This window comes from Pseudomonas anatoliensis, from assembly GCF_017976235.1.
In the GTDB taxonomy this organism is placed as follows: domain Bacteria; phylum Pseudomonadota; class Gammaproteobacteria; order Pseudomonadales; family Pseudomonadaceae; genus Aquipseudomonas; species Aquipseudomonas anatoliensis.
Map to the genome: position 1 here is coordinate 434,348 of NZ_JACVHC010000006.1, position 12,423 is coordinate 446,770.

General features: G+C 52.0%; 8 protein-coding genes and 2 pseudogenes. 2 read left to right on the plus strand and 8 right to left on the minus strand.

The window, feature by feature from the left end:
* Window positions 1-29 precede the first annotated feature (29 nt).
* The 4 genes and pseudogenes from ICA16_RS21670 to ICA16_RS28235 form a co-directional block, all read right to left on the minus strand.
* Window positions 30-1,001: a tetratricopeptide repeat protein gene (locus ICA16_RS21670; protein ID WP_210701500.1), complete on the minus strand. Its 972-nt coding sequence runs from the start codon at window positions 999-1,001 to the stop codon at window positions 30-32.
* Between the two features lie 157 nt (window positions 1,002-1,158).
* Window positions 1,159-2,127 (minus strand): tetratricopeptide repeat protein, encoded by a 969-nt coding sequence (locus ICA16_RS21675; protein ID WP_228734209.1) that lies wholly within the window; start codon window positions 2,125-2,127, stop codon window positions 1,159-1,161.
* Complete coding sequence (locus ICA16_RS28540) at window positions 2,120-4,036, minus strand: hypothetical protein (protein WP_414704751.1); 1,917 nt, start codon at window positions 4,034-4,036, stop codon at window positions 2,120-2,122. The genes ICA16_RS21675 and ICA16_RS28540 overlap by 8 nt, the downstream gene beginning before the upstream one ends.
* Window positions 4,023-4,277, minus strand: a pseudogene (locus ICA16_RS28235) (type VI secretion system tip protein VgrG); the annotation flags it as partial. The pseudogene ICA16_RS28235 and the gene ICA16_RS28540, both read right to left, overlap by 14 nt.
* Window positions 4,278-4,353: 76 nt before the next feature.
* On the opposite strand from ICA16_RS28235, the gene ICA16_RS21685 reads away from it, so the two are divergent.
* Window positions 4,354-5,346, plus strand: a complete 993-nt coding sequence (locus tag ICA16_RS21685; RefSeq protein WP_338049952.1) for a formylglycine-generating enzyme family protein — start codon at window positions 4,354-4,356, stop codon at window positions 5,344-5,346.
* 79 nt (window positions 5,347-5,425) lie between these two features.
* Here the strand turns inward: ICA16_RS21685 and tssI are convergent.
* Window positions 5,426-6,137, minus strand: a pseudogene (tssI, locus tag ICA16_RS21690) (type VI secretion system tip protein TssI/VgrG); the annotation flags it as partial.
* Between the two features lie 67 nt (window positions 6,138-6,204).
* Here tssI and ICA16_RS21695 point away from each other — a divergent pair.
* The gene (locus ICA16_RS21695; protein WP_210701502.1) at window positions 6,205-7,197 is read left to right on the plus strand and encodes a formylglycine-generating enzyme family protein; all 993 of its coding nucleotides are present in this window, start codon (window positions 6,205-6,207) and stop codon (window positions 7,195-7,197) included.
* Between the two features lie 58 nt (window positions 7,198-7,255).
* Here the strand turns inward: ICA16_RS21695 and ICA16_RS21700 are convergent, their stop codons facing one another.
* The 3 genes from ICA16_RS21700 to ICA16_RS21710 all read right to left on the minus strand — a co-directional run.
* On the minus strand, window positions 7,256-9,763 hold the full coding sequence (locus ICA16_RS21700) for a LysM peptidoglycan-binding domain-containing protein (RefSeq protein WP_210701504.1): 2,508 nt from the start codon (window positions 9,761-9,763) through the stop codon (window positions 7,256-7,258).
* 19 nt (window positions 9,764-9,782) lie between these two features.
* The gene (locus ICA16_RS21705) at window positions 9,783-10,616 is read right to left on the minus strand and encodes a DUF4123 domain-containing protein (RefSeq protein ID WP_210701505.1); all 834 of its coding nucleotides are present in this window, start codon (window positions 10,614-10,616) and stop codon (window positions 9,783-9,785) included.
* A partial coding sequence (locus ICA16_RS21710; RefSeq protein WP_210701507.1) for a type VI secretion system Vgr family protein occupies window positions 10,613-12,423 on the minus strand: 1,811 nt, incomplete at its 5' end. The genes ICA16_RS21705 and ICA16_RS21710, both read right to left, overlap by 4 nt.

Sequence of the window (12,423 nt, forward strand, 5' to 3'; positions counted from 1 at the left end):
TTTGCAAATCTACCCTTCAGCGAAACTGCTTAGTAGCCGTAAATGGGGGCATAGTAAGAAAGAGGAGGGTGATTGTTTTCCCATTCTTTAGAAAGTGCGATTCCCTGTTTTATTTCTTCAGGTTGCATTTTTTTTGCAATTTCCACGAGATTCAATCTTGCATCTTCCGGTGCGATTGCTCCGCCTTTGAGGTTTGCTATTAAGTAGGTGAATCCGTAAGCCTTAACCAAATCTAAAGGAAATCCATAAGTGTCAGGAAGATGGGCGATGTTTAGTGCATACCCCCCTAGTGCGTTTATATGTCCGGATTCGGCTGTTTTTTTGAGCCAGGTTCCGATCTCTTCTTTACTGCCATTGTGTTCATATAAATAGTTTGCATACAGGTACATACCCGGGGGGTAACCTCCTTCTGCTGAAGCCTTAAACCATTTTTTAACTGCTTTCTCGCGACTGCCGGGGATCAAGAACCAGCCCTCTCCACTTTTGTAAGCACTAGCGAGTAGTTTTTGAGCATACGTATCACCCGATTCAGCGGCCCTTTCCAGCCATTCCAATCCTTGATTTGCTGTAAACAGCACAACCATTGCCTCAGTGTCACCTTTTTCGGCACGCTCACGAGCAATTCTTAAAGTTTGCTCTCTCCAGTCAATATTACCTTTCCCTGCGCAATCATCTAATAAGTTGCACAGATCCTTTTTACTACTTAGACGTAACATGGCGTATAGGTCGCCCTGATCTGCCGCAGCTACGTACCAGTTTCTGGCTTCCTCCGTCATGTATCGATTACTCAGTCGTATCGCCTCGCCCAGGAAATATTGAGACTTTTTATCGCCAGCCTCGGCCGCAGCTCGCAAAAACGGTTGCGAGGAAGTCCATGCTCCTTGTTGATAAAAAACAATTCCCTTGTCTCTGGCCTTTGCCTCGGACTCTGTCAATTGTCCAGCGGAAGCGTTGGATAAGAAAAGGAATATAAGGAAACTTAAAATTGCTCGATTGATCAATGTTAGATCCGTTGTTAATGGCTTTGAGATCGTTGTTATGGTGTTGAGGCGGGTAAAAAGGGGCAGCAAAATAGGATGGGTTTATTTAATTGTAGTTTTTATTAAATAAACCCATCTCTTTTGTGTTGTTGGTTTTTCTCTGATTGTAGCGGCATGACTAGTAACCGTAAATGGGATCAAAATAAGATAAAGGCGCGTGAGATCTTTCCCAGTCTTTAGAGAACTCCGTTGCTTTTTTTATTTCTTCAGGGCTCATTTTTTTTTCTAACTCTGGGAGCAGTCTGTTCGCATCTTCAGGTGCTGTACCTGCCTCGAGTTTCGAAAGTAAAAGCGTCAAGCCATAAGCTTCAGCCAGGTTTTCTGGGTAACCTAGTTCGTTAGATGGGTCTGAAACTTTGTATGCGTAGGTGCCCACTGCATCTATGTGGCTGTGTTCCGCTGCTTTTTTGACCCAGTATGCTATATCTTCTTTACTGCCGTTATGGTCATATAAATAGTTCGCATAGAGGAACATGCCTCTTGGGTTGCCACCTTCAGATGATGCTTTAAACCATTTGATTATTGCTTTTTCTCTACTGCCCGGAATCAAGAACCATCCAGCGCCACTTTTATAAGCGCTAGCCAACAGTTGTTGGGCATAACTGTCACCCGCTTCAGCCGCTTTCTCTAGCCATGACAGACCCTGGCCGGCCGTAAATAGAACAGTCATTGCCTCTGTATCGCCTTTTTTTGCTCTTTCTTGAGCGGTAATCAGAGCATGTTCTCGCCAATCAATCCCGTTTTTATTAGCGCAAGTATCCATGCTTCCGCATAAGTCATTTTTATTGCTTAATCGAAGCATTGCGTATAAGGCTCCTTGTTCGGCTGATGCTTCATACCATTTTTTTGCTTCTGGAGTGGTGTAGCGTTGACTGAGTCTAATCGCTTCTCCCAAATAATATTGGGCGTCACGATCTCCTGCTTCTGCTGCAATTTCCAACAGAGGCTGGGAATCGTACCAGTCACTTTGATGGAAAATGGCGATACCCTTATCCCTAGCATTTTTTTGTGTTGAAGTTAGTTCAGCGCTTGCTGTTCCACACAGCGCCAATGACATGAAAACTAAAAAAGTAAGTTGCTTAATCAATGTTTGGCCCTTTGTAGGTGCTTTTGATTTTTTGGACGGGGGCGAAAGCGGGTCCTTTGTATTCTGTCTGATAACTGCAATGGCCGTTTAAGCGAGCACCCATAGTCGAAACTAGCGATCGATAACGTTTTCTCATTTCGTTTGCACCAACTTGTAAAGACAAAACGCCCTCAGCCATAAAAGTGTCCAGCTTTAGCTTATTTGCACAGTAAACGAACCCAGCCTGACTTGGCCGCGCCCCGTCTCTATTCATGCAAATGATCGCTTCTTCAAATTGAAGAGAGGCGTTAGGTTTGGCCGAAATCCAGGTTAAGCACTTCTCAATAGCTCGCTGTTGAAGAAGATACGCTTGATCTTCGTCGAAGGCTTCAGTTTGCTCTTCATCTTCAGAAGTGAAAGCCTGTGGAGCGTTGCTCAAAGTTAAAAGAAGTGGGCCCAGCGCTTGGGGTTGAAGATTGATCACCCAGTCCCGTATCACTTGCGGGTTCTTATCTCTAACTAACGTATACGCAATCTGCCCACCCCGATCCCCTTCGGTCAGCGCATCAAAAATCTCTTTAACAATTGCATACCCACGCACATACGCAAATACGACATCAATACCTGTGGCGCCAAGGAAACTCAGTTTTTCCATATAGGCTGAGGCTTCCTTATCTACCCAATCGAGATCCTTGTATTGGTTCGCGGCCATTTCCTGTCGCACCAGTTCCGTCAATGCGACGATGCTGTCGTAGCCCACTTCAAAGGTCAAATAACCTTTAACACCCGCACCCCAGACCAGTGAGCCTTTGATCGACAGCAAAAGGTGTCCGTTTTGCATGCGAAGGTGCATATCGCCCGAGATGCCTGCGCCTAGTGCAACCGCCATTTCGACTTCCAGTTTGGCCAACGGGCGCCATTGGTTGGCTAATACGCGATTGGGTACTGGGGCAGGGGGGAGGACGCTGGGTGGCGGGCACCAGACCAGTTTGCCGGTGACTTTGCATCCGGCCTGGGCGCCGGCGAATATCTCGTACTTGGCGAGGTCGCCGGATTTTTCGGCAAGGTCTACACCGACAAGGCTGGTGTAACCGGTTTTTTGATCGAGAGTGAGATCGCGCGACAGCATGAGGCTGGCACCGGCGAACCCCCAGGCCTTGGCCTCCAGATCAAGGGATAATTTGCCGAAGTTGACACTGCGAATGCTGCCGTCGTGGGCGGTGTATTGAGCGGTCCAAGGCTCGGCCTTGGCCCGTTTGGGGTACTCGAATTTCAGCAAGGTCACTTCCCCTCGCCATGCCGCCACATCCAGCGCGACCTCAACGTTCGCGAGTTGGGGACTGCCACTTTTCAACGTGGGTCCTTCCATTTTGACTTCGGTCAGCAGGTTGGCACCTTCCGGAAGCAGGCAACGCACCAGTTGAGCCTGCGGGCTGTTGTCAAAAAGCATGAGGTTACGAAGCTGTTTGTCTTCGAAAACCATGGCTTTGAGGTTTTCGCCCCAGCTTTTTTTCTTGGCTTCGGCTTTGATGCTTTCGACTTTGTAGCCTTTGGCTTCCAGCGCAGCGAAGAATTTTTCTGGCAGGAACAGACCATGCTCATCGAACCATGGGCCTTTTTCATCGAATTGCAGCGCGCCTTCCTGTTCCAGCCAATCATTGAACACAAGATCATCGTCTGCTTCTTTGGCAATCGACTTGGGCAAACTGGTCGCCAGCTCTTTAAGTTGGCCTTGGAACGCGTTGCCACCCGCTTGAGCCAGATGTTTCAGGCTGATGTGGTTAAGGATCGACGTGGAAGAAGCACTGCTGAGTTCGCGCAGCGGAATGTTGGTTTTGGCCAGACGTTCGAGGGGTTTTGGCTTGTAGCTTTCCGCGTCCCAGAGAAACAGGCTGCAAGGTTTCGGGTGGCGGCCGGCGGTTCGGCACATCCCACGGCGTGGCCTGAAAGCGGTTGCGATAGTACTGATGTAAATCGTCTTTGAGCGCGGTGGTGTCGCTGGTCGCCGACTCTTCCAGCACTTGTAGTTGTTTGCCATTCGTCGAGGATTTCGGTCAGCAGCCACAGACGTTCCACTTGGCTTGTGGTTGTTGGGTCAGCGCTAGAAAGTGGCCGCCGACCAGCAACGGCTGATCGCTTTTGCCTTCGGCGAGCTGGAAGTCGCTGCGGTGGCTGGTCGTGTGTTTTGTAGTCTTGGTATGGGATGTTACGGTTTGTGCTTTGACGCACCTTATAAGGATATTGCTCGTGTTACGTCAGTTCGTGCTTGCCCTTCCTTTTATGACACTGTTGGTCGGTTGTGAAGCCGAATCCGGCTCTTTGCCAAGCAGTAAAAACCTGTCGCCGGAGAAGGTCGCGTCCATTGCGGCCACGGTCAAGGCGAAATACCCGGATCTGTCGAGCGAGTTGCGCGACAAGGTGCTCCAAACAGTAGTTCAGTCGATCGATAATATGGTTTTTGTCGAAGGTGGCCAGTTTGACATGGGCGATTTTGGCTGGGCTTGCGAGTACGACGAGAAGGATGTGTGTGCCTGGCCTTGTGGGCAAGAGCCGGAGCAGCTCTGTAATATCAGTCGTAATGGTGATGATGATTTTGTTCATCCTATAACGCTCACTTCATACTATTTCTCAAAGTACCAAGTTTCGCTGGGTGATTTTGATGTGTTTTTTACCGCAAAAGGGTTGCCTCTTTTTGACGCTGAAAAACGTAAGCGTGAAGATTTAAAGTTTCGCTACCAATCGGACTTGCCAGCTCCGACTCAAAGTTGGCAACAGGCAAAAGACTACTGTGAATGGCTTGGAGAAATAAGCGCGTACGCTGTTGACTTGCCCTCAGAAGCACAGTGGGAATACGCGGCCCGTAATAGAGGGCAGCATATACTTTTTCCAACGGATAGCGGCAGTCTTGATTATGGGAAAAATTTTCCACTTGATGATGAGGGGAATAATTTTCCGATTAGTAGGTTCGCTCCAAGCCCATTAGGTATTTATGGACTCGCTGGAAATTCGACTGACTGGGTAAACGACTGGTATAGCAAAGATTACTATGAGAACTCCCCTCTGAAAAACCCAAAAGGCCCAAGCACTGGTCTTAAACGAATTCGGCGCGGATCAACCGTTTTGGAGGCGCCATTATCTTCTGCACCGCTTGTTCGTCGTTGGGCAGTAGATCCTTCCAATGATCGATACTCTGGCGGAACGAGTTTTCGTTGCTCTATCCAGTCAGATCAAAAATTATAGGATGATAGTAAGTTTTCTGTTTATCTAGATCTGGCCACTTTTGTTTCATTTAAATATTTATAAGGCGCCTTTGGCGCCCGTCCCAGTCGCGCTGGGCGTGCAGGTAAATCTGTTCCTGACCTTTCTTGTCTTCGATGCGCAGTTCGTTGTAACGGCCGCCACCCATAGAGCTCAGGGTTTTGAAGGTGCTGCGGGTTCTGTTCGCCGGCAGGGCGTATGGGACGGTGTTTTCCTTGTGGTACAGGCAGCCGCTGATCAGCGGTTGGTCGGGGGTCGCCTTCAAGAAAGGTGACCAGCACTTCCATGCCGATGCGCGGGATGGCGATGCCGCCGTATTGGGCGCCGGCCCAGGCGCTGGAGACGCGGAGCCAGCAGCTGGTTTTGTGGTCGGCCTGGCCTTCACGGTCCCAGTGGAATTGCACTTTTACGCGGCCGTATTGGTTGCAGTGGATCTCTTCACCTTTGGGGCCGGTGACCGCGGCGCCCTGGTTACCGAGGATGCGGGCTTTCGGGTGCTTGAGGGGCGGGCGGTTGGGCACGTCCTACTGCGTGGCCTGGAAGCGGTTGCGACAACCCTGATGGAAATCGTCTTTCAGCGCGGTGGTGTCGCTGGTCATCGACTCTTCCAGCACTTGTGGTTGTTTGCCTTCGTGAAGGATTTCGGTCAGCAGCCACAAGTCGTTCCACTTGGTTTGCGGGTGTTGGGTCAGCGCTAGAACGTGGCCGCCGACCAGCAACGGTTGATCGCTTTTGCCTTCGGCGAGCTGGAAGTCGCTGCGGTGGCTGTTCATGTGTTTTGTAGTCTTGGTATGGGATGTTAAGGTTTGTGCTTTGACGCACCTTATAAGGATATTGCTCGTGTTACGTCAGTCTTTACTTGCCCTTCCTTTCATTATGCTGCTGGTAGGTTGCGAAGCCGAGTCAGGCCCTTTGCCAACCAGCAAAAGCTTGCCTGCGGCAAAAGTCGCATCGATTGCAGCGACGATCAAGACGAAATATCCGGACCTCTCGAACGAACTGCGCGACAAGGTGCTCAATACGGTTGTTCAGTCGATCGACAATATGGTGTTTGTCGAAGGTGGCCAGTTTGACATGGGCGATTTTGGCTGGATTTGTGAGTACGATGAAAAAGATGTTTGTACCTGGCCTTGTGGGCAGGAGCCGGAGCAGCTTTGTAATATAAGCGGGAATGGAGATGACGATTTTGTTCATCCGGTAAAATTGAGCAGCTATTATCTTTCGAAGTATCAGGCTGTCTTGCGGGATTTTGATCTGTTTTTCGTGGCTAACGGTAAGCCACTCTATGATGAAGAGGATCGAAAGCGCGAGGATTTGAAAGATCAATATTTACCTGAACTCCCAGCACCTACCCAAAGCTGGCAGGAGGCAAAAAATTACTGTGCATGGATTGGATCTTTAAGTGGTTATGAAGTTGATTTGCCTACAGAGGCCCAGTGGGAGTTTGCGGCCCGTAACCGCGGGCAGCATATTTTGTTCCCCACTAATACCGGAAGCCTGGATTATGGTAAGAATTTCCCCGTTGAAAATGAAAGTGAAAGCCACCCGGTGAATCGCTTTGCACCCAATCCCCTTGGGATATACGGGCTTGCTGGGAATTCCACTGATTGGGTAAATGATTGGTATGGGGAAGATTACTACAAAATTTCCCCTCTCGAAAATCCGCAGGGGCCAAAGTCTGGTGAACTAAAAGTTAGGCGAGGTTCGAATATTTCGGATGCACCATTATCGGCAGCTCCGCTAGTTCGTCGTTGGCCTGCGAAATTAATGCATAAATATCACTCAAGTACTATGAGTTTCAGGTGTGCTATTCAACAAGGTGAGCCGCTTTAATTGGATATTATTAAGCGCCCCTAAAGCCCCCCCCCCCCCCCCGGGGGGGCACTTAATCTCAAGCTATTCCGTCAAATAAACGGCTCTTTCGGGCGGCGATCAATGTTTTTTCCTTATACCACGAAAGTTTTGGGGTCCAAGCGAGCATTGTGGTCGAGGTCAGTGAGTCATTGTTGGTTGCCAAAGATTTTATGAATTGGTTGAATTGTAATTGCTCAGATCCATCCAGTAATGCATTGATTCGGTTCAGGCTTTTAATTGCCTCAACTTTTTTCCCGTCTTTTGAGCAATGCTCTAATACCTGGATAAGATGTCGCCATGTGCGGAGATGGGATAGTAAGAATACAACAGCCTTTTCTTGGTCTTCCGCCCAGCTTTCGACAAAGCTTTCTGTCAGAAGATAGATCATTGGTCCAATTGTTTCGGGTGGCAGGAGGCTAATAGGGATGTTCTTGCCATTCACCTTGATGGCTTGGTTGTTGAGCAGGTAATTAGCTATTTTTTGCGCTTCATGCTTAGTTGCAATTCGCTTTTTCCACCATTCCTTCATGTCCTCAACGTTATCTGAAAAAGCCTTACCTAACGTTTCGCCTGGCTGGCTGATGACTTGAAATAATCCCATAGCCATATAGTTAAAAGCTTCTTCAGTTACCGCCAACTGATAGTGGAAGTCGGCTTTAGATAATGCACTGCAGAAAACATAGATTAAATCACCGATTTTTTCGATGTCGACCGTTGTACCAAAGCCTCCCCCTGCACCAGGTCCAAAAACCAGACTGGCTTTACAGTTAATCGCCAAACGATCCGCGCGAATCTCAATCCCAAAATCAAAACCCGCTCCAATACCCAGTGCCGCATTACCTTCCGCCTTGACCTCCACCAGGCTCGACCAATCCGTACTGCCGCTGTCGTTTGCCTGTCCTGCGACGATTTTTCCGACCCCTTGTTTAGTTGAATCAAGCCACTTCAATGTTCCGGTCACGGTGCCGCCGCCTTGTACGCCGGCGAAAGCGTTACCCTTCACGCCCAGGCTGCCGCCGCGTCGTTTGTCGACAGCGATGTCGGGCGTGCTTAGCAAAGCGGTTGCGCCAGAGGCTTCAGCTTCTTTTGGTTTGTATTGGGCTTTGACGCCGGCCTGACCTTGCGCGGTGGCGCCGACGAAGCATGACAACTCCACTTTGCCTTCGAGGCGGAAGATGCCGATATCGCTGACGACTTCCTTGCCTTCGGCATTACGGTACGGCATGCGCACCACGTATCCACCCTGGTCGGGAAAGTAGCCCTTCATCGCTACGGAGCCTTCCGCCAATGAGATCGCCGCGCTGCCTTTGACGCCGACCTCGATATTGCCCTTGCCTGGCTCCCAACTGTTGATTCCGGCACTGGCCGAGGCAGCAAAGCGAAAGGCGTGAGCCTCAGCGGAGACTGCGTATATCGCCGAGTCCGCTTCGTTGGAGGTCCAGGAGCACTCTTTGTGCAATGCGTTAAGCAGGTTGTCGTCCTTGCTCGTCCAAGAAGTGAGTTTGGCTTCCAGGCTGCCGAGAGGGCTGGTTTTGCGGCCATCGGATACAGCTGTTCTGATGTCCTTGATCAGATTTTTCGCGAGATTCTTATCGAAAGGCTTGCCTTGCATCACTGTGGTAGGAACTTTGACACTCCAGGTGAACTGCTCGCGAGTGCGAATCGGGATGTAATGACGCCGGGTCGGATCACGGAAGGAAATGTATTCGACGGTGGTGATACCGGTTTTTACCTGCTTTCCCTTCTGGGTATCAGAGGCTTTTCCCTTTCCATGCTTGATATCCGGTGCTGCACCGTTTGCGCTTGTGGAGCTGTCCCCAGCTTCGGCCTTGCCTTGCGCAGCTATCCGGGTACGCAGCGATTGAATCTCGGCGTTCAGCTCGGTGACTTTTTTGTTTCGCAAGCCTTCCCAGTTGGTTTCCAGATAGTTGCCTTCAAAGGCCGGCTGGGGTGTGTAACGGCTATACCAGTCACGAGCCTGTTGCACGGTTGCCAGTTGGCCCTGCAGATCTTCCTTGCGCTCGATGACGGTTTTCGGTTTTGCCACAATTGGAGGGGAGCGCTGCAGCAGGCCGGCTTCTTCAGCCTTGGCATTCCACTTATCTTTAACGCAACTCGTGCAGGAGCAAGAGGCTTGAGGGTCTTTGGTCTTGGTGCACTTGGCGGCTTCGGTCGCGCTGGCCAGATTCTGATGCAACTCGTCCATCAGTTTTTTGACGAGGTCGGACTGCTTCTTGAGCGCGTTCGACTGTTTCTCCGTCAGTATGTAGAAATGCTCTTCGCCGGTGATATGGATGACTTCGACCAATTCATCTTTGCACTCGACGGCGCCTTTAACGGCTGTCGTGCTCTGGTTGTCCGCGTGCTTAGGCGGTGGCATTGCCTTGGCCGAAGTGGCAGGCAATTTCAACGCCCAACCGGTCTTGATGTGGTTGGGGTCGGTAATGATCGGATTCAGGGCCCGCAGATCAGCCACAGAGCATTTATTGGCGGCGGCAATGCTGCCAAGAGTGTCGCCGCTCTTAACGGTGTAGGTGTTGCTCATTGCTCGTCGTCCTTGTGATTTATAGACTTTCCAGTTGAGTCAGCTTGTCGCCCAGCGCGATGTCTTCCCGTGCCAGCAATTCGGCGGCAGGGGCGTTAGTCCAGAAACTGTCACCATGCTGAATGGCTAAACGCAGCCATCGTTCCTGCTCGGCTATTTGTTCATAGCCTTGGTCTTGTCCGGCCAGTAATTGGCGGTAGACGAACTCGACGCTGCCTTCTGAGGGTAAAACCTCGTGGTAATCGTTGGCAAAGCGGGTCGCTATGACGTTCAACCGATTCTGCTCGATCAACGCCTGACGCTCCGGACTCAAGTACAACCAAGCGGGAGGCTGGACCACATTCTTCTGGTTTTGCGGCGCTATTGCGTAATAACGCCAGCCGATCTCGTTTCTCCACGCGAGGCCGCTGAATGGCCCAAGGAACTGTGCCTTTTCGGTTTCACTGAGTGAAAGCAGCAATGGCTCCAGCCAGCGCGGATCAAAAAAACGCATCATTTGCAGCGGATCTTCATCGGTTCTCACGGTCAACAGGCTGCGCCAGTGTTCAAGGGCCTGATCCAGCAATCCGGGATTGCTCAACCAAGCGACACATCCTGCGTCGGACTGTTCCAGTAGCGTGCTGGCATAGGTTGTGGCTGATTGTTTTCCCAGGTACATGACGACATAGGGGCCGGCAGGCTGGAGATCGGCATAGGGTGTGCTTGTAAACAGGGGAATGCAGTCAGGCCTGGATTGCTCTTCACCATGAAACAAATGGTTCAGGAGATCCGGATCAAAACTGCGATCCAGAATCAGACACATCACACCGGTAGCCGCAGGCTGTTCGAAGGGCGACGCAATGGAGACAATCATGCAGACGCACCCGATTGGTGAATAGGGCAGCAACCTGTTGCATCGAGATGACACGAAGGTGTCGGCAGTAACACACCCGCTTTCGACTGAACCTTGAACGAGCCAAGGGAAGGTTTCACGACCTGCCCAGCCTTATCCGCATCCGCCTGCTTCAACGGCCCCGGCAACAACGGCGCAGCCCCCGTGCCGCTACCCGGTCCACCGCCGGAGTTCATATTGATCACCGGCCCGCTCATGGTCACGCCGCCGGCATCGATCTTGATAAAACTACCGCCGCCAATGAGCGTCAGTTCCGCCCCCGCTTCAAGCACGACTTTCATGCCGCTGCTGAGGTGGATTTCCTGGCCGGCATCGATGAACTGCCCAGTCCCAATCTTGATGTGCTGATTCACCCCAACCGTCAGGTGATCGTTGGCGCGCGCTTCGACTTTACGATCGGCATAAACCGTGTGGTGTTCTTCGGCTTTGAATTCCGTGTAGCTGTTCTTCTCCACGGTGTCGTGGCGTTCGTTGCCGACCCGAATTTTCTGGTCGTTTTCGACGTTCTCGTCCCAGTCGCGCTGGGCGTGCAGGTAAATCTGCTCCTGACCTTTCTTGTCTTCGATGCGCAGTTCGTTGTAGCCGCCACCACCCATGGAGCTGAGGGTTTTGAAGGTGCTGCGGGTTTTGTTCGCCGGCAGCGCGTACGGGACGGTGTTTTCCTTGTGGTACAGGCAGCCGCTGATCAGCGGTTGATCGGGGTCGCCTTCAAGGAAGGTGACGAGCACTTCCATGCCGATGCGTGGGATGGCGATGCCGCCGTACTGGGCACCGGCCCAGGCGCTGGAGACGCGGAGCCAGCAGCTGGTTTTGTCGTCGGCCTGGCCTTCGCGGTCCCAGTGGAATTGCACTTTGACGCGGCCGTATTGGTCGCAGTGGATTTCTTCGCCTTTGGGGCCAGTGACCACGGCGCTTTGGCTGCCGAGGATGCGCGGTTTCGGGTGGCGCAGGGGCGGGCGATTCGGCACGTCCCACGGGGTGGCCTGGAAGCGGTTGCGGTAGCCCTGATGGAAATCGTCTTTGAGCGCGGTGGTGTCGCTGGTCACCGACTCTTCCAGCACTTGCGGCTGTTTGCCTTCGTGGAGGACTTCGGTGAGCAGCCAGAGGTCGTTCCATTTGGCTTTCGGGTGCGCGGTCAGCGCGAGGAAATGGCCGCTGACCAGCAACGGCTGATCGCTCTTGCCTTCAGCCAGTTGGAAGTCGCTGCGGTGGCGTTCGAGGGCGCGTTTGGCCAGGTGTTTGCCGCGCTCGCGGTCGATGAAACGGCCCGGGTAATCGTAGTCTTCGAGGTCGGGCAGGGCGTCGCCACGGTTTTCGCTTTCCAGCGTCAGGCGTGGTTTTTCGAAGTCGTAATCGCGGCGCGTGGTGCGGCTGGTGCGGGTTTCCAGGCGCAGGTCGAAGCGCTTGATCACCGGGTCGCTGGCGACCATGCCGGAGTCTTGCTGGTAGGCCACAGGCGCAAGTTTCGGGAACACCGTCTGGTCATCGCCGAACACCAGTTTGTGCGCCGTGGCGCTGTGCTGGAAGTGGTAGTGGATACCTTCTTCCTCGCACAGGCGCTGGATGAAATGCAGGTCGGATTCGTCGTATTGCACGCAGTAGATGCGCTCGGGGTAGATCGAACCGGTCTTGAATTCGTAAGCGTTGCTCTGGATGCCGTGCTCTTCCAGCACTTGGCCGATGATTTTCGGCACTGTGAGGTTCTGGAAGATGCGCTGGTTGACGCGGTGCGCCAGGTACGACAGTTGCGGGCGCAGGGTCACCGAAT

Excerpts from the sequence above, each read along its gene's own strand:
- ICA16_RS28540 (WP_414704751.1), bottom strand. The coding sequence starts at position 4,036 with ATGTGCCGAACCGCCGGCCGCCACCCGAAACCTTGCAGCCTGTTTCTC.
- ICA16_RS21700 (WP_210701504.1), bottom strand. The coding sequence starts at position 9,763 with ATGAGCAACACCTACACCGTTAAGAGCGGCGACACTCTTGGCAGCATT.
- ICA16_RS21705 (WP_210701505.1), bottom strand. The coding sequence starts at position 10,616 with ATGATTGTCTCCATTGCGTCGCCCTTCGAACAGCCTGCGGCTACCGGT.